This window comes from Vibrio sp. QJM3NY_39 (assembly GCF_057785895.1).
On record NZ_CM173505.1, the window covers coordinates 341,484 to 364,559 of the forward strand.

Consider the following 23,076-nt stretch of genomic DNA (forward strand, 5'->3'; position numbering starts at 1 on the left):
AAATAGACAGGAGGAGCAGAGAAAAACTTACAGACAATTACCGCTTTTTTGTGTTGATTGAATGAAATGAGTGGTTTGAGGTATGTGGTTTCGGTGCAGAACTAGAGGGTGTTAAAGGGTTAGAAACCTAAGGCTTTGGACTGAACATTTATAAGAAAAGAAAAAGGCTGAATCGTTAAACTCAGCCTTTCAGAACGTTAACTATGGATTACTTGAGCAATCTATTTAGTTAGGTCAATCTGGTAAACAGCAAAACCAACATCGTCAGTCGCAACACGTTTCATCGGGTATTGACCCTTCTCTTTAATGAACTCTGCTGCTTTGTCGCTTGGAGATGTTTCAAAGCGGATATCTAGCTTGTTATCCGTTTTGATTGGTGCAAATGACCAATTGTTATCTGCGCTTGGGCTCACTTGACCTTGTTCTTTGCTTACGCGAGAGATGTAGTTTGCAAGAACAGTACGGTTCTCATCTGGTGCATCAAATGCGATGAAGTCTTCACCTGTGCCTGGGAACTTAGCGCTGTATGCTCGGTAGTTGTTGGTTGCGATCAGGAAGTCTTGCTTCATGTCGATTGGCTTACCTTGGTAAGTTAGGCCAACAATACGCTGTGAGTCAGGGTTAACGACTTTACAGTTTGCATCGTATTTCGCAGGTTGAGTTACGTCGATTTGGTAATCAACACCGTCGATAACATCGAAGTTGTAAGTGCGGAAGTTATCCCACTCGATCAACTGTTGTGGTGCTGTTGAGTTAACATCAACTTGGTTGAATTGACCTGCAGAACACTCAAGCCACTCTTTTACTTCGTGACCTGTTACCTTCATCGCAACTAGCGTGTTCGGGTAAAGGTACAAGTCAGCTGCGTTACGGAATGTCAGTTGACCAGATTCAACTTCAGTGAAGTTCGCTGGATCATTCTTACGGCCACCGGCTTTGAATGGTGCAGCCGCTGAAAGTACTGGCGTACCATCTAGGTCAGGGTCACCTTGGATGAACTGTTCAACGTAATCTTTCTGTGCAAGGTTAACGATTTGAACTGTTGGATCGTCTTGTACTAGAGACAAGAAGCTGTACATCACATCGTCTGCTTTACCAATCGGTTGGTTAACAAACTCACGAGTACCAGCGTGGTCTTTTTCTAGTGCTGTTACGATGCCTTCATCAGCCGCAGCAAGAGATTTCTTCTCGATCTTGTCGTAGATAGGGCGTGCTTCTGATTGGCCTTTAACGACTTCCCACTTACCGTCTTTTTGTGCCAGTGTTAGGTCCATAACACCAACGTGGCTACCCCAACGACCTGGCATTACTGCCGCAACGCCGTTCATTGTGCCCGTTTCGTTGTCGATGCCTTGAATGTCATCAAAACCTTTACCTGGGAACACTGCGTGAGAGTGGCCGAATGCGATCGCATCAATGCCATCTACTTCAGATAGGTAGAACGTTGAGTTCTCTTCGCCATTTTTGTATGGGTCAGTTGATACGCCTGAGTGAGGGATAGCAACGATAACTTCAGCGCCTTCCGCTTTCATTTGAGGCACTAACTCGTTAGCCGTCTCAATGATGTCACGAGCGATCACTTTGCCTTCAAGGTTCTTTTTATCCCACGTCATGATTTGTGGTGGAACAAAACCGATGTAACCCACTTTTACTTCGTGCTCTACACCAGCAGTATCTTCGAACGTGTGCGTCTTGATGATATAAGGCGTGAAGTAGTGTTCTTTGGTTTCTGCGTCGTAAACGTTAGCACTGATGTACGGGAAATCAGCGTCGTTGATAGATTCTTCTAGGAACTCAAGACCGTAGTTGAATTCGTGGTTACCTAGGTTTGCAGCGTCGTAGCTTAGTTGGTTCATAGCTTTGTATGCAGGGTGAACTTCGCCCGCTTCGATGCCTTTGTCTGCCATGTAGTCACCCATTGGGCTACCTTGCAGCAAGTCACCGTTATCAACTAATACGCTGTTGGTTACTTCGCTTTGAGCTTCTTTTACTAGAGTTGCAGTACGTGCTAAGCCAATTTTTTTCGATGGCTTGTCTTTGTAGTAGTCGTAATCCATTAGATTGGTATGGATATCCGTCGTTTCTACGACACGTAATTTAATCACTTCATCGGTATCTGGTGTTGTTGTGCAGCCTGCTAAAGTCAAACCAAGACCCGCAAGTACAGCCAATGACAAAGGTTTCATTGCAACTTTCATTTTGTAGCTCCAAAGTGGATAGTAGAAAATTCGTTGCGTAATGTAACAAAACCGAATGAAACAATGATTACAACGAATGTGAATTCGTGACTTAGATCGATTACTTTATGGTGTTCTGCAAGACGCCTCCCAAAGCTGCTCAATCGATGCGCAACTGATATCGATAATATTAGTCCATTCATTTCACCTGCTTATCGGTAAATTCAATCCCTTATCAGCTTTTCGAATAAAAAATGAAATTTTAGAATTTCCAGTAATATGAGAGGCTCGTCATAATGCCTATATCAAGGACGTATCAGGCAGATGAATAGCAAGGATAGCTCAAAACGAAGCTTCTGTTTTCTTCTAGTGCCAATACTCCCATTCACTCAAGTGGATGAGTTAAATCCCTTGCTTGGCAAGACCAAGTAATGAATTGCTCGTAACGCGAGCCTTAAAGGAAGCACTGAAATGGACCAAGAACGTTTAACCCACCTAAAACAGCTCGAAGCGGAAAGTATTCATATTATCCGTGAAGTAGCGGCTGAGTTTGATAACCCAGTGATGATGTACTCCATCGGAAAAGATTCTTCTGTGATGCTTCATTTAGCTCGCAAAGCGTTTTATCCAGGCAAGATTCCATTCCCGCTATTGCATGTAGATACGGATTGGAAATTCCGCGAGATGATTGAGTTTCGTGATCGTACGGCTAAAAAGTACGGCTTCGACCTTTTAGTACATAAGAACCCAGAAGGTATTGAGATGGGTTGTAGCCCATTTGTACATGGTTCTTCGAAGCACACTGACATCATGAAAACACAGGGCCTTAAGCAGGCGTTAAACAAGTATGGGTTCGATGCGGCTTTTGGTGGTGCGCGTCGTGATGAAGAAAAATCTCGTGCGAAAGAACGTGTTTATTCTTTCCGTGATAAGAACCATACGTGGGATCCAAAAAACCAGCGTCCAGAGCTTTGGCACACCTACAACGGTCAGGTTAATAAGGGCGAAAGCATTCGTGTCTTCCCGCTATCTAACTGGACTGAGCTTGATATCTGGCAATACATCTACCTAGAGAGCATCGATATTGTTCCACTTTACCTTTCAGACAAACGCCCTGTGGTTGAGCGTGATGGCATGCTGATCATGGTTGATGATGACCGTATGGAGCTGCAAGAAGGTGAAGTGATTGAAGAGAAAAGCGTTCGTTTTCGTACTTTAGGCTGTTACCCATTAACCGGAGCGGTTGAATCTGAGGCGAATACGCTAACAGGCATTATTGAAGAGATGCTGGTGGCGACGTCTAGTGAGCGTCAAGGTCGAGCGATTGACCATGATCAGTCGGGCTCTATGGAGCTGAAAAAGCGCCAAGGTTATTTCTAAGAATCTAAGGAAAGAAAAATGAATAGTGCAGTAGAAGCCGAATTGGCTGAACTAGGGATTGAAGGTTATCTAAGTCAGCATCAGCATAAATCTATGCTTAGATTTTTAACTTGTGGCTCGGTAGATGACGGTAAAAGTACGTTAATCGGTCGCTTGCTCCATGATACAAAACAGATTTATGAAGATCAGCTAGCGGCGGTTCACTCGGATAGCCAACGAGTGGGTACCACAGGTGAGAAGCCTGATTTAGCACTGCTTGTTGACGGACTACAGGCTGAGCGTGAGCAAGGGATTACGATCGATGTGGCTTATCGTTACTTCTCGACGCAAAAGCGTAAATTCATTATTGCTGATACCCCAGGGCATGAGCAGTACACGCGCAACATGGCAACAGGCGCTTCAACGTGTGATCTGGCTGTGATCTTGATTGATGCTCGTAAGGGCGTTCTGGATCAAACACGTCGTCACTCGTTTATTTCTAACCTGCTTGGTTTGAAGCACTTCATCGTCGCAGTCAACAAAATGGATCTCGTCGAGTACTCGCAAGATCGTTTTGAAGAGATTCGCGATCAGTATCTAGAGTTTGCTGAAAACCTAGAAGGCGAAACTAACATTCAAATTCTGCCCGTTTCGGCACTTGAAGGCATTAACGTTGCAGCGCAAAGCAAAGAGCTTGCATGGTTCGAAGGTCCGTCTCTATTAGAAGTGTTAGAGAACGTCGATATTGACCAAAAACGTTCTGCAGGTGAATTCCGATTCCCTGTTCAGTACGTAAACCGTCCTAACTTAGACTTCCGTGGTTTTGCAGGTACTGTGGCTTCTGGACGTGTCAGTGTAGGTGATGAAATCAAGGCGCTGCCATCAGGTAAAACGTCTAAGGTGGCAAGTATTGTGACCTTTGATGGCGAACTTGAATCGGCGCAAGCGGGTTTAGCAGTAACGCTGACTCTTGAAGATGAAATCGATATCAGCCGTGGTGATTTGATTGTGTTGGAAAATGCTCAAATTGAATCAACTAACCATGTATTGGCCGACATCGTATGGATGACAGAGCAACCACTGCAACCGGGCAAAGCCTACGACATCAAAATCGCAGGCAAGAAAACCGTCGGTCAGGTTGAAACGGTTCGTCACCAATATGACATCAACAACTTGTCGACTTACGCTGTTGATGAGTTGCCACTGAATGGTATTGGTTTGTGTGAATGGTCATTGAACGAGACTGTCGCGCTGGATAAATACCGTGAGAGTGCCGATACCGGTGGTTTCATTGTTATCGACCGCCTGACTAACGTGACGGTTGGTGCTGGTTTGATTCGAGACCGTTTGGACTCTGTTGAACAGCAAGTCGGTAACTTCTCTGCATTTGAACTTGAGTTCAACGCATTGGTACGCAAGCACTTCCCTCATTGGGATGCCAAAGATCTAAGCCAATTACTGAAGTCATAAACGACTAAGTAACAGCTTATTGAATCAGGCGGAAACCCATCGTTTCCGCCATAAAGGACGGGTATATGTGGCAACAAGGATTTGTATTAGCGATTTTGCTCGGCATCATTACTTGCCTGCTCGTTACCCGTATTAAGCCAAGCTTTATCTTTGCTGGCGCGGCGTTTATTGCTTTTATGGCAGGCATGATCGATTTGTCGAGCTTAGCCAATAACTTCACTAACTCCTCGTTACTGACTTTAATTCTTCTGATCCTCGCATCAAGTGCGTTGGAGAAAACTCGCTTAATCAGTTGGGTTAGCCGTAATATCTCTGAAGGTAGGCTAGGTACCGTGGTTGCTAAGTTGGGTATTTCCACAGCGTTACTTTCTTCTTTTACTAATAACACGGCGGTGGTTGTTTCTTTGATCGGGGCGATCAAACGTAATCAACAGCATGCGCCATCTAAACTGCTTATCCCTTTGTCATACGCTGCCATCTTAGGTGGAACCCTGACATTGATCGGCACCTCTACCAACTTGATCATCAATAGCTTTGTTGAAGATGCTGGACTGCCAAGCTTAAACTTTTTTACACCGACCTTGATCGGTTTAGCGGTGTTGGTCGGTGGTGTGTTGATCCTCATTCCTCTGAGCTACTTCTTACCCAGCTACGATGATGGTTCTCAAGACGATCTACCTTACTTTCTCGAGGCGCGAGTTGAGCCGGGTTCTCCTTTAGTTGGCCGCAGCGTCAGCGAGAATAACCTCAGAGCATTGAGAAAACTGTTCTTAGCAGAAGTAATTCGAGACGGTAAAACAACCGCGTCTATTGACCCTGATTTTATTCTTCAAGCTCGTGATCGATTACTGTTTTGTGGTGATGTCGAGAGTGTTGCGACACTGCAAGAGATCCAAGGGCTAACTCTGTTTGGTCAACACCACCTGAACGGGCAGAGCTTTGTTGAAGTCGTAGTCAGTTCATCGGCAAGCTTCTGTAATAAAACCCTCAAAACCAGCCAGTTTAGAGATCGCTTCGATGCGGTTGTGGTTGCCATTCGTCGTGGTCATGAACGCCTTGAAGGTGGCCTTGGAAACATCACATTAACCGCTGGCGATACCTTGATTTTGGTTCCAGGCAAACGTTTTGAAGAACAGCGTCAACAACACAATAAAGAGTTTGTGTTGATGAACGACCTAGACTCAAGCGCCAAGCTTGATGCCGATAAATCGACGTTTGTGTTGCTCGGATTTGCCAGTGTGATTGGGTTATCGCTCGCTGATGTAGTCCCGATTATTAAAGGGCTAGCGGGATTTTTATTATTGCTGGTGGCATTTGGTGTAGTACAACTTGGAGAGCTTCGCCGCCGCTTCCCCGTCGATATTGTCGTGATCGTTGGTTCGGCACTCTCTATTGCTCAACTGATGATTTCATCTGGGTTGTCTGAGCGAATGGGGCTGATGTTTATGGAGGCCTTTAATGGTTGGGGCGTGTTTGGAGCGCTAGTCGCGACCTATTTCATGACGCTGGTCCTGACTGAGTTGGTGACCAATAATGCGGCAGCGGCACTCTCATTTCCCATTGGCTACAGTATGGCCGTCGGCTATGGCGTCGATCCAATGCCGTTTATTATGGCGGTTCTGTTTGGTGCCAGTGCCAGTTTTATTTCGCCATACGGCTACCAAACCAACTTACTTGTTTATAGCGTAGGTAATTACCACCTTACGGATTATCTGCGCATCGGCATCCCAATCTCGATTGTTTATTCGGGTTTGGTGCTGACCCTAATTCCTTATTTTTTCCCATTTTAATGCTGTTTATTTAAAGGACTAATTATGACCGCAGTACTCAAACCAAAAGATGAGAATGTTGTGTGGCATCAACACTCGATTGATAAAGCATTTCGCTCTAATCTGAAATCACAAAAGCCAGCCGTGCTCTGGTTCACGGGATTATCTGGTTCTGGGAAGTCGACAGTCGCTGGAGCATTAGAAAACCGCTTGGCACAGCTTGGTTACCATACTTACTTATTGGATGGCGATAATGTGCGTCATGGGTTATGTAGCGACCTTGGCTTCTCTGAGCAGGATCGCCGAGAGAATATCCGTCGTATTGGTGAACTTGCTAAGTTGATGGCAGATGCGGGCTTAATTGTGTTGTCTGCTTTTATTTCCCCACATCAAGCTGAAAGACAGTTAGTGCGAGACTTGCTACCTGAAGGCGAGTTTTTAGAGGTGTTTGTGAACACGCCACTTGAGGTTTGTGAGCAGCGTGATCCTAAAGGCCTGTATAAGAAAGCACGTGCTGGAGAGATCCCGAACTTCACTGGTATTAGTTCAGCTTACGAAGCGCCTCAGAACCCTGAGATTAATTTACCCGCAGGTGAGAAGACACTCGATGAATTGGTCGAGCTGTGTATTGATGTGTTAGAGAAGCGTAATATTTTAGCCAATTGAGATCGTTGGTATGATTAAGGCTGAGCACTTACTTATCTATTGATTTATGACTGATAAGTCGTGCAGCCTTGGTTTACCGAGACAAGAAACCTATCCTCTAGATTCTCTTTATTCCTCTCAATACACTTCACTTTTACACCGTCGAGTGTCTAGACGGTGTAATTTACGCTGCTTTTAACTTCTGTCTGAACCGTGAATTTTTGGCTCAATAGCGCAATCAGTTGGTCGTAATATTGCGTGTTTGGCTTGTTGCCAAGCAAGGTACAAAGCTCATTGCCTGTTGGGCTGAATCGATAGTAAACCAGCTTCACGCCTTTTGATAACGGTGCCAGTGACATGCCCTTACCTTGATAAGTTAGGTGTAGAGCTGGGTCGAAATCAATCTCTCCAGATTCTAATTCTGTTCCTAGAATAATCCCGAGTTCAATCAAGTGGAGCAAACTAGAGTAGGGCAGGTTGTGTCCACCAAGGTTGATGGTGTTGGTGGTGTCCCTTTTGCCAAAGCTGAAGATTCCAGCATGGGATTTAAAGCCGAGTAATAGTTTTCTGTTGTTATCACTACCAAAGCTACAACCCAGTGACGCGGCTCTTTGCAGGGTGAGCGCTTCTTTTGGTGTCATGTCTTTTAAGATCTGAAGCGCCTTCATCGACGTCGAGCCTGGGTTGGTGACTTCTCGTTTCAGTACTTGAGCCCATAGCCTCTGCATCGATGTATTGTGGATCTCTTGTGCCATATCGAAGAAGCGGTATAGCCAGTCCTGATCAGGGTCTCCAGCCGCTTCATCCTTACATGAAGAGTGTGCCAACTTTAGAATCTGTTCTAGGTTCTTTTGGCGAAGCTCTCTACGTTTTTTCTCTCGTAATAGTGCCCGTTCGATAAGCGAACTCTCAGCTTTATCGTTTGGCTTTGCACTATGACTAATTAAGGAATCGAGGCCGAAGCTTTGTGCGATGTGCAGCATTCTGCTTGCACTGTCGGCAATATGAGGCTTTTTCTCATGCTTTTGCTGTGTATCGCTAGCATGCTCAATGATCACTGGCTGTTTAGTTTCTGACATAAGAGTACCGTTAGGAGACGACTTAACTGTCTAAAATGTAACTCTTTATCTTATTGGTGGCTAGATTTTGCGTGCAGAGTTGAAGGTTTCAACAAAATTTTACTTTTGCTAATGATAATAAAATGTTAAATTTGTTGTAATTCTCAAGGAGGAGTTATGAATCAAGTCAATGATAACAAGCTGAAGAAACAGCTTAGTATAGGGTTATTACTCGCTACTTATGTCGCTGTTCTAGCGTACTTATCTAATTACATCGCGTAATTTAGAATAAAACAATCGTTATTAAACTGTTATTGAATGATCTCACTCGTTCAGTGACGGCAGCTCATCCTTGAGCCACCCTTCTAATGACTACATGTCGTCATATTCTTCAATCGCAGTACCTTCAATAAGATAACCGGTTTGCGCCAAGTCATGGCTTATTGACTCAGTTTTCAGCGTACCCACTAAATAGATCACATCCCATAACTGCTGGATCGGTGCACCTTTAGGGAACTTCACATAGATGATTTGGTTCGGTGGCGGTGGTGGCACATGGATACATGCGCCAAAGTACGGCACCAACAGAAACTCAGTGATCATGTTCTCATCGCCTTCCAATGGAATCACAAAGCCTGGGATCTTAACTGTGCTGCCATTCAACTCCGGACGAACAGCGCCAAGTGTCGATTGTTGAGGTTTGTCCATACTGTCGTGGTTAACCATCGGCATGCCAAATGAATCTAGTTGTGCTCGTTCCGATTCTGGAATTAAGTCAATCCAATCGAGTGTTAATACCGATTCGTCAGTCTGAGTGGTGTCAGCGTGAGCTGTGCTGATAAATGGGAACATAAGTAACCCAAGTATCAGTAGGAATTTGCGTTGCATCGTAGGTTCCTATTTTAGATTCGAATAGTCATGCCATCAGACAATGACTGACGGTAAGCCCTGAAAGCGGGAATAAAGCCGATAATGATTCCGGCAACTTGCACCAACATAAGCAGTTTCCACTCATGAGGTGTGATTGCGGATATCGATATGTTGATACCATAACTTTGTTGCGCAATAGGAGCAACTACTGCGATCAGAGCAAACAACACGGCAACACCCAATGTGATACCGAGGAAGGTCAGTGCACTGGCTTCGCTAATTAGCAAACCAAATACATGGCGAGGCCTTGCTCCCATCGCGCGCAGAATAGCCATCTCTCGACGTCTTTCTTGCAAGCTAGTAAGTAGGCTACTCAGCATCCCTAACAGTCCCGCGATTACAACAAACCCTGACACAATCAGTAGTGCTTGTTCTGCGACGGCCATCATTCCCCACAATTCATGCAGCGCAATGCCTGGCATAATGGCGCTCAACGGCTCTTGGCGGTAGTTATTGATTTCTCGTTGCAGTGCAAAGGTTTGGATCTTCGACTTGAGCCCTACCATCATTGCCGTAATTTGTTTAGGTTGGAAGTCACGTTGCTCTAGTGCTTCAGCATCAGGTGTGTGTCCTAAGTTGGCACCCGACTCCCAACCAACATGAATCGCTTCAATAGCCTCTAACGAAACATGCACGGTTTTATCTACAGGTGTGCCGGTTGGCGCGAGTATTCCTACAATCGTAAAGGGCAGGTTATCGTGGCGGCTGAAGGCTACATCACTGATTCCGTGTGCAAGAATGATGTGGTCACCGATTTTGTAATCTAACTTCTTCGCGACATCGGCACCAATCACTACATCAAATAGTTGATTGAATTCTTTTCCTTTTTGAAAAGTAAGTGGTTGCTTACTTCCATAGCGATAGTTTTCAAAGTAGCTATGGTTTGTGCCCATTACGCGGAAGCCTTTATGTGAATCACCCAATGAGATTGGGATCGCCCACTTTACGGCGTTGTGCTGGCTAAATTCTTCATAGCTTTTCCAGTCGATGTTGTTGGTCGCATTACCGATTCTAAATACGGAATAAAGCAGCAGGTTTACCTGACCAGAGCGGCCACCGACGATAAGGTCAGTACCTGAAATCGTATTAGCAAAGCTGCTCTTGGCTTCGGTTCTAACACGCTCTACACCGAGTAATAGGATGACTGATACCGCCACGGTGAGAATAGTGAGAATGGCCGTGGCTTTACGGTTGAGTACACTTTTTAAGGCTAAGTGAGTAATTACTTTCATACGACAACCTTAGCTTGGTTAACGGTTTTTAAATCTATGGTTCGAGTAAACAGTTTTTCTAATGTTGGATCGTGACTAACAAAGATTAGAGTCGAACCCGCTTGATTCGCTTGTTCTAGCAATAGCTCGATAAAGGCTTCTCGGTTGTCATGATCCAAAGCCGAGGTTGGCTCGTCGGCGATGATGATTTTTGGTTGACCGATCAAAGCACGAGCAGCAGCGACACGTTGTTGCTGACCAATACTCAACTCGGTAACAGGCTTATCCATCAAGGCTTGGGGTAGCTTTAATCGAAGTAACAATTCTCGAGCAGTTTCTTGTAAGCTTTTCTGGCTTTCAACGACTTGTTGTTTACGAATTGTTGAAAACTGACAAGGAAGCGTCACGTTGTCGATGACTGACAAATAAGGAAGAAGGTTAAATTGTTGGAAAATATAACCAATATGATCAGCTCTAAATTTGTCTCTTTGACGAGGAGTGAGCTGTGTGAGGTCTTGATCTAAAATAGAGACTTCACCTTGCTCGGCTTGGTTGATTCCAGTCAACAGCCCTAACAATGTTGATTTTCCACAACCACTTGGCCCTTTTATAAAAAGGTGCTCTTGGGCTTGGATGTGCAGAGATGGGATCTCTAGTGTTGGTGGTAATTCAGGCTTCCAACGAAAGCTGATATTTTCGAGTTTGACCACAAGTGATGATCTGTCAGAAGACATGCTAGCTCCAATAATTAAAGCGGTGTATCTACTGGACAGCAATTTGAAACATTAATTCCCCAGAACAACACACCGATTTGAACAGCCAAGTAAGTGATTGTTTACCTGGCTGTTTGTTTTACGTTTAATTCGATCTAGGAGTGATTAGAATCGGAAACTAATACGCTCTGCGTTAAGTATTTCTTGTACTTGAGCTGTGTCTGTAAGCAAGTTCACAGTCATTTTTTCTGTATTGCTGAACTTAGAGAACCATTGAGTGCTAACTGTGTCTAGCTTAGCAACATCTGAACACTGGTAATGGTACTCAACAGTGAATTCACCGTGGCCACCTTTTGAATGGTCATGGCCTTCGTGGTCGTCATGTTCGCCTTCAGCGTGGTCATGGCCTTCATGGTCATCATGATCGTCTTCTAGGGTGTTCGTCACTGACTTGAACTTCAGAGTACAGCTTGCATTGTTGAAACCAAATAGTTCTTCTGGCTTGTTCAGTTGCGCGATAGCTTGTTCAAACACTTTCTTTTGCTCGGCAGTTTCTGGAGCATGTTCAAAGCCAACCACATCAGCGCCGGGAGCTGTTACTTCAACAAGCAGCTCTTGTCCATCTTGAGCGATGTTCACTTCAACTTTACCGTGCACGTGTGCTTCGTGAGAGCGGAATTCTTCGTTAGCTAGAATATTTGTTGAGACAGTCATGCCGATAACAACGGCTAAAATAGTAGGTTTCATGTTTTTTTCCTGAATAAAGGTTAATTAAAAAGTAGTGGTAATTAAGCGATATTTACAGGAGGTGAACGTGCTAAATAAGCGAAATACAGGCGCTGTAACGAAATTACTGACTCTGTAATCGTGGCAGCAAATTCTGAATGGAACTCTGGAACCTGTGGCAGTGAGTGCGCAGTAATGAACTGATTTATCGAAAACAGCTCACAGTGATGCGAAGTGTGGTGATCGGGGTCAATATCCACCATATGTGTTGCCGCTAACACGCTTAACATGAGCATCAGCCCAAGCAAGAAGCCTGTTTTGCGTTTCACATTGTTAGGTGTGTTTTGCCACATGAGGATGATTAACCACAGAATTAAAAAAGGATACCGTTATAATATAACAATATCCTTTGGTCAGGTCTCGAAAAAGACGCGATTATCTGATTAAAGGCTCGCTTTAATCAATTCAATAACTTGCGTGACTTCTGATTCGTTGAGAGCACCTTCTTTAACAAACAAGATTTTACCTTGTTTGTCTTGAACGATAATCGCTGAGCTTTCTTCTGCTAAAGCCCATGATGACGCGACGGCTCCGTCTTCATCTAACACCATAGAAGACCATGGAAATTCTTCTTTACTGCTTTCGGCAGACGATTTCACAAAAGAACCTGTACCCCAAATCGCATCATCTTGGTTGATGATGGTCGTGGTTTGGTAGCTGTCTTCTGAGAATTTAGATGCTGTAATGGCTGCCATCAGTGGTGCGTTGAGCTCTTTAGAGCTGCTACGGCCAGCGATAGCTTGAACGACACGAACTTTACCTAGGAGATTGTTGGTTGCCCAAGCTTGATATCCGGTATTTCCGTCGTTTAGTACGATTTCACCATAGTTGCTAACATCGACAGCAGGTAGAGTTTCACCTACAGATAGGTTGTGAGCATTGGCGAAGAGTGGAGAGGCTGCGGCTAAAAAAGCCAGTAGAGTTTTGTTTTTCATTATATTTTTGTTCCGCTTATTGGTTTGCACTGGAAGTATAATATGAAATTTGAAAAATGCCTCTTTAACTTTTTTATCGTACGATGTAGAAATAAGTTGCAGGCTTGTTACCAGAAGGTATAATGCATCAATATCGAGATGAACAATAGATTATCTTGCTGTTTGCTAAAGGAATTAGCGATTTAATGTGCTTTGAATAGTGATCCTATTCAGGTATGAGACTGTAGTACTCAAAGGGAATTGAGGTTGTATTATGTTAAGAAAATTTTCTACTTACCGTCCACATCAAGTGGCGCGTTTCGTTAAAGTCCTATTCAAAGGTCAGTTTGCTATTGAAGGTGTTGGCGAGTTTCGCTTCGACCAAGGCAAGGTGCTGCTTCCTGAAGTTTCAGACAAACAAAAACTCACTATTTTTAAAGAAGTTAACGGTACGATTGCTGCGTTGCCGGTTTAACTGACTTTTATCGCGTTACAGTGCTTCAAATCAATTTGTAATGAAAAGGGCTTCCTAATAATGGAAGCCCTTTTTAATGCGTGTTGTTCTTGTTGGTATATCGAGCTTCACTTTATTGTGGCGGGAAGCAGACACCTGTCCCACCCAATCCACAATAACCATTCGGGTTTTTAGCTAGGTATTGCTGGTGGTATGTTTCTGCGAAAAAATATTTCCCTGCAGGCAGAACTTCTGTCGTGATCTCGTTGCCTAAAGATTCAGTCATTGCTCGTTGATATTCACGCTTTGAGTGCTCAGCGATAGATTGTTGTTCTTCACTGTATATGTAGATCGCGGAACGGTATTGAGTGCCCAAATCGTTACCTTGGCGCATCCCTTGAGTTGGGTCATGACGTTCCCAAAAAGTTTCTAGTATACGAGCTAGTGAGGTTTGTGCACTGTCAAAAATGACACGAACGACTTCGGTATGGCCGGTTTGTCCGCTGCATACCTGCTCATAAGTGGGATTGACTGTGTATCCACCAGCGTAGCCAACGGATGTGGAAATAACACCATCAAGTTGCCAAAACAAACGCTCAGCTCCCCAAAAGCATCCCATACCAAGTAGGACTTCTTGTTGGGAACTCATAGGAGCATCGAGCAAGTCAGTTTGATTGACAAAATGGCGCTCAGTGATTCGGATTGGGTCTGCATTTCCCGGTAAAGCGGTTGCTGCGGAAACCAGTTGTTGTTTGTTTAGCATGTTATATTCCTTTTCGCATACGTTTACCGCGTTGGTTTAATTTAACTCTAGGTTCATATTAACGGCTGGTTTATATTGATTAAGTCTTTAAATTAGACCGTGTTATTCCAAGATTTATTACAGACTCAATGTCTTTTTAGCGGTATTATTTCTTTTCATTTATTAACGTATTGATAACTTCTTCACCAATTAAGCATGATAAGAAAAACTTTACCAGTTCTGATTGGCACTCTATTGTCATCGACGCTCGCTTTCGCTGATGTTTCCCTTGAAATTAAAGGGCTTAATGGAGCGCTTGAGGATAATGTTGATGCTTATCTGAGTGCGATTCCTGAAGAAGAGTACTCGGTTTCATTAAGGTTCCAATCTCGCTTGGAGTCTATGATAAAAGAAGCTCTGAATGCGTTAGGTTACTACCACCCTAAGATCACATTTTCTCACCCCGAAGATGATACCGAAATGACCGTTACGGTTGAGCCGGGAGAGCCTGTTGTTATTTATACTTCAGATATCGTTTTGACTGGCGAAGCTAAAGATGACCCTGACTTTTTGGCCTTGATCGCTAAGAGCAAGCTGTCTAAAGGTTCGATTCTGAACCATGGTAATTATGATTCTTTGAAATCGTCGATTCGCAACCTTGGCTTGGCGAAGGGCTACTTCGATGGTGCGTATGATCTTAGTAAGTTAGAAGTCGCTCCTGAATTAAATCGCGCTTACATTCGCCTTCACTATAATAGTGGTATCCGCTATCACTTCGGCACTACCAAAGTGACGGGCAGTCAAATTGAAGATGACAAAGTTCAATCTCTCAAGCCATTTGAAGATGGCGAACCTTACTCAATTACTAAAGTCGGCGAGTACAACCAAAACCTGTCTAATACCGATTGGTTCTCTTCGGTCTTTGTTGAACCGGATTTAAGCCAATTAGGCGAAGGTCGAGAAATCCCTATGAAGGTCAGCCTTGCTCCGCAAGCTCGTAATCAAATAGAAACGGGTATTGGTGTATCAACAGACCTTGGTGTAAAAGGCACTCTCAAATGGAAAAAACCATGGGTTAACGACCAAGGTCATAGCTTCAATAGTAGTTTGTCGATTTCTAAGCCTGAACAGACGATTACCGCCACCTATAAAATGCCATTGGATGACGTACTTAATGACTATTATCAAGTTAAGTACGGGATGAAGAATTTAGATAACCGTGATACCAAGAGTTTGGAATCAAACCTTGCCTTAGAAAGATATTGGCGCCTGGATAACGGCTGGCAACGCACGGTGTTCATTCGATACTTGGTCGAAAACTATGAACAAGGTTTGCAAGATGATTTAGCGCAATTTGTGTTGCCGGGCATCTCTTTCTCACGAACTCGAACGCGAGGCGGTTCGATGCCGATGTGGGGCGACAAACAAACCATAATGTTTGAAGCGGCTGATGATACCTTATTGTCGGAAACCAAGGTGGTACGCTTTCAAGGACAAACAGCTTGGATCAGAAGTATCGGTAACAACCACCGTGGTCTAACCCGCCTACAGTTTGGTGGTAACTTTGCTGATGAATTTGAGAAACTGTCTCCTTCACTGAGGTTCTTCGCCGGTGGTGACAACAGTATCCGTGGTTATGGGTACGAATCGATTTCTCCTCGCGATGAAAGTGGCGCATTGACCGGTGCAAAATTCATTGCTACCAGCTCATTTGAATACCAATACCGCTTAGTTGGAAATTGGTGGGGCGCGGCCTTCTACGATATTGGTGATGCATTTAATTATACGCCAGAATGGAAACACGGTACTGGTGTTGGGGTTCGTTGGGCGTCTCCTGTCGGCCCTGTGAGTTTAGATTTTGCTTGGGGTCTAGATGCGAAGAAAGGCGATGAGTTCCAACTGCACTTTAGTTTAGGACCTGAATTATGATCAAAGTGATGGGTAAATGCATTAAGTGGACGTCGATCTCATTGACGTCTATTTTGCTGCTGTTGATAGCCCTGCTAGGTTTTGTTTTGTTCACCAACCCAGGGTTGAACATCGTGTTGTGGGGCGCGGAAAAAGCATTGCCACAGCTTAAAGTAGAAAGCACTAAAGGTGCACTTTTCCCAAGTTTTACGCTTAATAATGTCCAGTTCAAAGATGATAGCCTTCATATCGATACCAAGGTTGAAAAATTGGCATTGGCTATTAACACTCGCTGTTTGCTCGACCCTAAGTTGTGTGTCGATCGTTTAGCGATTCAAGGGGTGGACTTTGCATTTACTGAGCTACCTCCAGCATCACCAGAAGAAGCTGAGCCTACTCCACCTGTAACATCGGTAAAAACACCGCTGCCAATCGTAATCAATCGTATCGCTTTATCTGATATCAAGTTGAATATCTTAGGCCATGAAATTGAATGGAGCCTGTTCTCGACCGCTTTGAGTATGCAAGGCGAAAAGCTGACTGTATCTCCAACCTTATTCAATGATCTCAAGGTCAATCTCTCGGAGTCGACAAAAGAGCCGCAAGCTGAAGCTGTTGAACCAGAGGCAACCGTTAAAACTGCTATCGAATTACCCGAAGTCTGGATTCCTTTAAAGGTTGTCCTAGAGCGCTTTGATTTAAATCGCTTCACTTTAGAGCAAGATACACCCATTGTTGTGAACCACCTTGGGCTCGAAGCACGAGCTGGTGGGCACACAGTAGACGTTTCAACCCTTGAACTCGATATGCCACAAGTAAGTGCGAACCTAGCGACGAAGGTTGAACTCAAAGATGGTTATCCGTTAGAGCTTTCTTTGGATGCGTTAGTGAAAGAAACCGACCTTGCTGGGCAAAAACTATCATTGAAAGCGCAAGGGAGCGTGGCCAAGCTCAACCTAGAGTCCAAGTTTTATGAGCTAATTGAGGCAAAGTTGTCTGGGGATATTCAACCCTTAGAGCCAACTCTACCGTTTGATCTTCTTTTAGAGGGTGGCCAAGCACAGTGGCCTCTTACCGGAAAAAGTGATTACCAAGCGGCAATTAAGACGTTTAAAGCCGATGGCTCATTAGATGGATTCAATGTTCAGCTTATTGGTGAAGCTGATGGTAAGGAGATTCCTGAGTTATCCATCGATCTTCAGGGGAAAGGCACGACCGAACAGATTGAGCTCGAACGTCTAAAGTTGAACACATTAGGCGGTGAACTTAATGGTGTCGTTAAAGCGAACTGGAAGAATCTTGTTAACTGGCAAGCTGATGTGACACTCAAAGACATTCAACCGGGTCTGCAGTGGCCAGAAGCTGAGGGCAACATCAGCGGAAGCATCGTCACCTCGGGTGAGTTGACGGAAGTGGGCGGTTGGGCGATTGAATTGCCTAAACTGGATATTGAAGGGATCTTGCGAGAGTACCCTCTGGATATCGAAGGTCAGTTGTCAGCGTCGGATCGCAGCGCGAGCGGTGAACCAAAGCTGAAAACCAGCGGTTTGAGCTTGGCTCATGGTGTTAACTCGATTAAGGCTCAGGGTGAGCTTGATAAGCAATGGGACATGGGCGTTGAGATTTTCTTTCCTGAACTTGTAAAAAGTGTCCCTGATTTGAAAGGCAAAGTGATCGGTAATATCCAACTTAGTGGCCCAACGAAAGAGCCGGAGCTCGATCTCGCTCTCAATGTGGATAAGGTCGATTGGAATAGCGAAGCAACACTGGAATCCTTGTCTCTCAATGGCTCTGTTGTTCCTCTGCCATTGCCCGAAGCTCAAGCCGATCTTGAACTAAGGGCTAAGAACCTAACTTATCAAGATGAAAGGGTGGAAAGCATAGATCTCACGGTGAGTGGTGGCGAGAAGAAACACACGGTGACACTTGATGTGATATCCGACATCGTGTCGACAAGTTTGGCCATCTCTGGTGAGTTGATTCAAAAGCCTTCTATTATTTGGGATGGGTCGTTAGACCGCGTCAAAATAACCACTCAGCAAGGCCCTTGGGTATTAGATCAACCTGTCGCGATAAAGGCGGATGTCGATAAACAGTTTGCCGATGTTCAAGCGCACTGTTGGAAACAATCTGGTTCGAGTGTGTGTTTGGACGAAGACGTTCGTGTCGGAAAATCGGGTGAGGCCAAGGTGGCCATCAATCAATTTGATTTCGAGCAGATTAAAGCCTTTGTGCCAAAAGAGACGCAATTACAGGGCTTAGTCAATGCGACTGCCCATGCTAAGTGGTCTGAACAAGGTGAGCCGGAGGTTACGGTAAGCGTTGATATGCCGAAAGGTCAGGTTGTTCAACAAGTTGGCGAGCCAATCACACTGGGTTGGGAAAGTATTGCATTGAATGCCCAGCTGAAAGATAACAAACTGGATGCCGATTTTAAGTTGGATGTGTCTGATAATGGTGACCTGTCTGGTACGGTGTCGTTACCGGATATTCTTGCCGAAGACAAAATGGTCGATGCCGCAATTAAGCTGACTACGTTCCACCTCGATTTCTTGCAACCAATCCTAGGTGAGTACAGCCTATTGAAAGCCGACCTTGAGAGTGATCTTCAAGTTAAAGGATCTTTGATGCACCCTCAAGTTTTTGGTCAGTTCTCGGTTGATGGTATTCAAGTCAAAGGCGACGTTACGCCTGTTGATGTGAAAGATGGCCGCATCGACCTCGATTTTGATGGTTATAGTGCAAAACTGGATGCGAATGTAGAAACGCCTGACGGTCATCTTGATATTGAGGGAACCGGGGATTGGCAAGATCTTAAAGCATGGCACTCTAACGTTAGAGTTTTTGCCGATGAGTTGATGGTTGATATCCCGCCGATGGTCAAGGTTAAGGTCGTACCTGATATGACTATTGATGTCACGCCCGAGCTGGCAAAAATTACGGGTGACATAGCACTACCATGGGGACGAATTGTGGTAGAAGACTTACCACCGTCAGCGGTTGGTGTGTCTTCCGATCAGGTTATATTGAACAAAGATCTTGAGCCTGAAAGTGAAGATACGATCCCATTCAATGTGATGACCAATATTAATATCTCCATTGGTGATGACTTTAAATTGTCTGCCTTCGGTCTTGAAGGCGACTTGGTTGGTAAGCTCAATGTAGCTCAAAAAGACCAAGGCCCATTCATCACTGGTGAAGTGAATATCGTCGATGGTACTTACCAATCATTCGGGCAAGACCTCTTGATCGAAGAGGGTAAAATTCTAATGAATGGTCCACCGGATCAGCCATATGTAGCCATCAACGCGATTCGTAATCCTGACAATACTCAGGACGATGTGACCGCCGGCATTCGAGTGACGGGCCCAGCGACTGAGCCGACCATCGAGATTTACTCTGATCCAGCGATGCCGCAAGCCAATGCGCTGTCTTATATTTTGCGTGGCCAAGATATTGATGGCGAGTCGAGCGGTTCGATGACAACAACCTTGATCGGTTTGAGTTTGGCGAAGAGTGGTAAGGTTGTTGGCGAAATCGGTGAAGCCTTTGGTGTACAAGATTTACAACTGGATACAGCAGGCTCTGGGGATGACTCACAAGTAACGGTAAGTGGCTACATTCTGCCTGGTTTACAGGTGAAGTATGGTGTGGGTATCTTTAACTCGTTAGGCGAGTTTACCGTTCGTTATCGATTGATGCAGGATCTCTACGTTGAGGCTGTATCGGGTCTAGACAGTGCTGTGGATCTTCTCTATCAGTTTGAATTCGAGTAACACTTTAAGCGGTGATTGATTAGCGGATGACGAATGCTAGGGAGTGAGCATGCAGCACCTCGTTTTTGTTGATGGAACATTGAGAAAAGACCAATCGAACCACCACTATTTAAAACCGTGTGAGTGTTTAGGAAGGTTTGACACACCTGAGGAATACGCACTTTTTGATTTAGTTGCGTATCCGGCGATGATTTTCGGAAAGAAAAGTGTCGCTGGCGAGGTCTATATCATTAACGACGAAATTTTGGAGTCGCTCGATCGGCTAGAAGATGTTCCTGTTGAGTATCGTCGCGAGCAAATAGAGACTATATTTGGATTAGCATGGGTATATTTGTATCAGCTTGATCTAACAGCTAATAAAGAAATACTTTCGGGTGACTGGTGTAAGCGGGACATCTGTTAGCCGTTATGTATCCTAGAGTTATCAAACAAAAAGCCAGCATATAAATGCTGGCTTTTTTAATGACGTTATTTTGAGAAATAAACGAGATAATTAGTCTCGGTTAAGCTCAAGAAACTCTTCTACTTTGCGAACCATGTCTGTTGAGCCAACAAAGAAAGGTACACGTTGGTGTAACTCAGTTGGTTTGATGTCCATGATACGTTGAGCACCGTCTGAAGCGATACCACCCGCTTGTTCCATAAGGAAAGCAATTGGGTTGCACTCGTAAAGTAAACGCAGTTTACCTTGAGGGTGGCTTTGTGTGCTTGGGTATAAGTAGATGCCGCCTTTCAGCAGGTTACGGTGGAAATCTGATACTAGAGAACCGATGTAACGAGAGGTGTAAGGGCGGTTATCACTCGGCTCATCTTCTTGGCAGTACTTGATGTACTTTTTAACACCAGTAGGGAAGCGGAAGTAGTTACCTTCGTTGATCGAGTAGATCTTACCTTCATCAGGGATCATCATGTTTTCATGAGATAGACAGAAGGTACCCAGTGATGGGTCGTAGGTGAAACCATTGACGCCAGCGCCTGTTGTGTAAACAAGCATGGTTGAAGAACCGTAAATTACGTAACCAGCTGCGACTTGTTTGTGTCCAGGTTGTAGGAAATCTTCTTGTGTTGGTGGGGTACCAATCGGTGACACTCGGCGGTAGATAGAGAAAATCGTACCAACCGATACATTCACATCGATGTTTGAAGAACCATCAAGTGGATCCATCAGAACAACGTATTTTGCGTTTTTGTTGAGCTCTTTATTGAAGGCAACAGCTTCGTCTTCTTCTTCACTTGCAACGCCACAAACTTGGTCACGAGCTTCTAGAGCCGCTTTAAATTTGTCGTTCGCGTAAAGGTCTAGCTTTTGTTGCTCTTCACCTTGAACGTTGTCTGTACCAACAGCGCCAGTAATGTCGACAAGACCTGCTTTGTTGATTTCACGGTTAACAATTTTTGCAGCAAGACGAATTGATGACAAAAGGGATGATAGATCACCACTTGCATGGGGGAAATCATTTTGTTTTGCAACAATGAACTCACCAAGGGTGCGCATCTCAGACATGTTATTTCCTTAAACTTCTCTCAATATTAGGGGGGATTTGAGCACTGTAGATTAGGCCTCTTGAGTGGGCTTTATTCATCTAGACGCTTACCTAAATTCTAAAGGTTAGATCTTTTTAATGGTAATGAACTAAGCGACACAGATCTCACTTACTATGTCGACTAAATTTGTTTTGCATTGCTGCTCGCTTTTAATCGCCATTTAATGATAATGAGTGCAAGTAGTTTGATTTAGACATGGCTCATTTAGCCAAGCGTTTGGAAGCAATATATGCATATTCACATCTTAGGAATTTGTGGCACCTTCATGGGTGGTGCCGCGGTATTGGCTCGTCAATTAGGTCACAAGGTTACGGGTAGTGACGCGAATGTTTACCCTCCAATGAGCACTTTGTTGGAATCGCAAGGGATTGAAATTATTGAAGGGTTCGACCCTAGTCAATTAGAGCCAAGGCCTGATCTCGTGGTTATCGGTAATGCCATGAGCCGTGGTAACCCGTGTGTTGAGTATGTATTGGATAATAACCTTAGATACACATCAGGCCCGCAATGGTTGCAAGAATTTCTACTGCATGACCGTTGGGTTCTTGCAGTCTCGGGAACGCATGGCAAGACTACTACATCAAGCATGTTGGCTTGGATCTTGGAAGACTGTGGCTATGCACCGGGCTTCTTAGTTGGTGGTGTGTTGGGTAACTTTGGTATATCTGCTCGCCTTGGTGAAAGCATGTTCTTCGTGGTTGAAGCCGACGAATACGATAGTGCTTTTTTCGATAAACGATCTAAGTTCGTTCATTACCACCCAAGAACCTTGGTCATGAATAATCTTGAGTTCGATCATGCGGATATCTTTGATGATCTTGAAGCGATCAAGCGACAGTTTCATCATTTGGTTCGCACTGTGCCAAGTAATGGTCGTATTTTTTCACCGAAGCAAGATACGGCTATTGAAGATGTTCTTTCTCGTGGGTGTTGGAGTGAGACTGAATCGAGCGGCGAACTTGGCGATTGGGATGCCAAGAAACTGGTTAAAGATGGCTCCAAATTTGAGGTCTATTTCCAAGACGAATGTGTTGGAACCGTAGACTGGGATTTGGTTGGCGATCATAACGTAAGTAATGCCTTGATGGCGATTGCGGCGGCAAGACATGTTGGTGTTACACCCGACTTAGGATGTGAATCACTGGCGGCGTTCATTAATACCAAGCGTCGCTTAGAGTTCAAAGGTGAGGTAGTAGGTGTTTCTGTTTATGACGATTTTGCTCATCATCCTACAGCGATTGAACTTACTCTGGGTGGCTTACGTAATAAGGTCGATACGAAAAAAATCATTGCCGTTTTAGAGCCTCGTTCTGCCACCATGAAGCGTGGTGTGCATAAAGAAACCTTGGCTGATTCTCTTAAACAGGCGGATTCTACCTACTTATTCCAACCAGATAACATTGATTGGTCTGTACAAGATGTTGCCGATGCGTGCCATCAACCCGCACATGTAAGTGATGACATGGATACATTCGTTGCTAGAATTGTCTCAGAGGCACAAGCGGGCGACCAAATCTTGGTAATGAGCAATGGTGGCTTTGGTGGTATTCACCAGAAACTGTTGGATGCGTTGGCACTCAAAGGCTAACTGATCCACGATCTTATATTTTGAAGTAATT

The 23,076-nt window shown here is 44.5% G+C and carries 19 protein-coding genes; 9 read left to right on the top strand and 10 right to left on the bottom strand.

Features of this window, described 5'->3' with window-relative positions; translation table 11 throughout:
- Window positions 1–221 precede the first annotated feature (221 nt).
- On the bottom strand, window positions 222–2,198 hold the full coding sequence (locus AC3CHU_RS01645; RefSeq protein WP_017069395.1) for a bifunctional 2',3'-cyclic-nucleotide 2'-phosphodiesterase/3'-nucleotidase: 1,977 nt from the start codon (window positions 2,196–2,198) through the stop codon (window positions 222–224).
- Window positions 2,199–2,648: 450 nt separating this feature from the next.
- On the opposite strand from AC3CHU_RS01645, the gene cysD reads away from it, so the two are divergent.
- The 4 genes from cysD (at window position 2,649) to cysC (ending at window position 7,441) form a co-directional block, all read left to right on the top strand.
- Window positions 2,649–3,557, top strand: coding sequence for a sulfate adenylyltransferase subunit CysD (cysD, locus tag AC3CHU_RS01650; protein WP_004735271.1), 909 nt, complete (start codon window positions 2,649–2,651; stop codon window positions 3,555–3,557).
- Between the two features lie 18 nt (window positions 3,558–3,575).
- Complete coding sequence (cysN, locus tag AC3CHU_RS01655) at window positions 3,576–5,006, top strand: sulfate adenylyltransferase subunit CysN (protein WP_017086682.1); 1,431 nt, start codon at window positions 3,576–3,578, stop codon at window positions 5,004–5,006.
- A 65-nt stretch (window positions 5,007–5,071) separates the two neighbouring features.
- Window positions 5,072–6,796, top strand: coding sequence for an SLC13 family permease (locus tag AC3CHU_RS01660; RefSeq protein WP_017080873.1), 1,725 nt, complete (start codon window positions 5,072–5,074; stop codon window positions 6,794–6,796).
- 24 nt (window positions 6,797–6,820) lie between these two features.
- The gene (gene cysC / locus AC3CHU_RS01665; RefSeq protein ID WP_428785360.1) at window positions 6,821–7,441 is read left to right on the top strand and encodes an adenylyl-sulfate kinase; all 621 of its coding nucleotides are present in this window, start codon (window positions 6,821–6,823) and stop codon (window positions 7,439–7,441) included.
- Between the two features lie 149 nt (window positions 7,442–7,590).
- On the opposite strand, the gene AC3CHU_RS01670 is transcribed toward cysC, so the two are convergent.
- The 7 genes from AC3CHU_RS01670 to AC3CHU_RS01700 form a co-directional block, all read right to left on the bottom strand.
- Complete coding sequence (locus AC3CHU_RS01670) at window positions 7,591–8,499, bottom strand: TIGR03899 family protein (RefSeq protein ID WP_488524979.1); 909 nt, start codon at window positions 8,497–8,499, stop codon at window positions 7,591–7,593.
- Between the two features lie 351 nt (window positions 8,500–8,850).
- On the bottom strand, window positions 8,851–9,366 hold the full coding sequence (locus tag AC3CHU_RS01675) for a DUF3299 domain-containing protein (RefSeq protein ID WP_065207465.1): 516 nt from the start codon (window positions 9,364–9,366) through the stop codon (window positions 8,851–8,853).
- A gap of 14 nt (window positions 9,367–9,380) precedes the next feature.
- On the bottom strand, window positions 9,381–10,640 hold the full coding sequence (locus tag AC3CHU_RS01680; protein ID WP_488524980.1) for an ABC transporter permease: 1,260 nt from the start codon (window positions 10,638–10,640) through the stop codon (window positions 9,381–9,383).
- Window positions 10,637–11,353, bottom strand: a complete 717-nt coding sequence (locus AC3CHU_RS01685) for an ABC transporter ATP-binding protein (RefSeq protein WP_488524981.1) — start codon at window positions 11,351–11,353, stop codon at window positions 10,637–10,639. Before AC3CHU_RS01685 ends, AC3CHU_RS01680 begins: the two co-directional genes overlap by 4 nt.
- A 144-nt stretch (window positions 11,354–11,497) precedes the next feature.
- Entirely contained in the window at window positions 11,498–12,079 is a 582-nt protein-coding gene (gene zrgA / locus AC3CHU_RS01690; protein WP_488524982.1) for a zinc uptake protein ZrgA, read from the bottom strand.
- 41 nt (window positions 12,080–12,120) lie between these two features.
- Complete coding sequence (locus AC3CHU_RS01695; RefSeq protein ID WP_488524983.1) at window positions 12,121–12,411, bottom strand: DUF2607 family protein; 291 nt, start codon at window positions 12,409–12,411, stop codon at window positions 12,121–12,123.
- A gap of 90 nt (window positions 12,412–12,501) precedes the next feature.
- The gene (locus AC3CHU_RS01700) at window positions 12,502–13,053 is read right to left on the bottom strand and encodes a YtfJ family protein (protein ID WP_286294810.1); all 552 of its coding nucleotides are present in this window, start codon (window positions 13,051–13,053) and stop codon (window positions 12,502–12,504) included.
- Window positions 13,054–13,306: 253 nt separating this feature from the next.
- On the opposite strand from AC3CHU_RS01700, the gene AC3CHU_RS01705 reads away from it, so the two are divergent.
- Window positions 13,307–13,507: a DUF1107 family protein gene (locus tag AC3CHU_RS01705; protein ID WP_019821424.1), complete on the top strand. Its 201-nt coding sequence runs from the start codon at window positions 13,307–13,309 to the stop codon at window positions 13,505–13,507.
- A 112-nt stretch (window positions 13,508–13,619) separates the two neighbouring features.
- Here the strand turns inward: AC3CHU_RS01705 and msrA are convergent, their stop codons facing one another.
- A complete protein-coding gene (gene msrA / locus AC3CHU_RS01710; protein ID WP_488524984.1) occupies window positions 13,620–14,249 on the bottom strand; it encodes a peptide-methionine (S)-S-oxide reductase MsrA in 630 nt (209 codons plus the stop codon).
- 195 nt (window positions 14,250–14,444) lie between these two features.
- Here msrA and tamA point away from each other — a divergent pair, with 195 nt between their 5' ends.
- From tamA to AC3CHU_RS01725, 3 genes are read left to right on the top strand one after another with little or no spacing between them, the layout of a single operon-like run.
- Window positions 14,445–16,157, top strand: coding sequence for an autotransporter assembly complex protein TamA (tamA, locus tag AC3CHU_RS01715; RefSeq protein WP_488524985.1), 1,713 nt, complete (start codon window positions 14,445–14,447; stop codon window positions 16,155–16,157).
- Window positions 16,154–19,912, top strand: a complete 3,759-nt coding sequence (tamB, locus tag AC3CHU_RS01720; protein ID WP_488524986.1) for an autotransporter assembly complex protein TamB — start codon at window positions 16,154–16,156, stop codon at window positions 19,910–19,912. Before tamA ends, tamB begins: the two co-directional genes overlap by 4 nt.
- A gap of 49 nt (window positions 19,913–19,961) precedes the next feature.
- A complete protein-coding gene (locus AC3CHU_RS01725; RefSeq protein ID WP_488524987.1) occupies window positions 19,962–20,315 on the top strand; it encodes a gamma-glutamylcyclotransferase family protein in 354 nt (117 codons plus the stop codon).
- A 90-nt stretch (window positions 20,316–20,405) separates the two neighbouring features.
- Here AC3CHU_RS01725 and fbp read toward each other — a convergent pair whose 3' ends face one another.
- Window positions 20,406–21,416 carry a class 1 fructose-bisphosphatase gene (fbp, locus tag AC3CHU_RS01730; protein ID WP_065207457.1) on the bottom strand — a complete coding sequence of 337 codons (1,011 nt, stop codon included), beginning with the start codon at window positions 21,414–21,416 and terminating at the stop codon, window positions 20,406–20,408.
- 270 nt (window positions 21,417–21,686) lie between these two features.
- Here fbp and mpl point away from each other — a divergent pair, with 270 nt between their 5' ends.
- Entirely contained in the window at window positions 21,687–23,045 is a 1,359-nt protein-coding gene (gene mpl / locus AC3CHU_RS01735) for a UDP-N-acetylmuramate:L-alanyl-gamma-D-glutamyl-meso-diaminopimelate ligase (protein WP_065207456.1), read from the top strand.
- Window positions 23,046–23,076 lie beyond the last annotated feature (31 nt).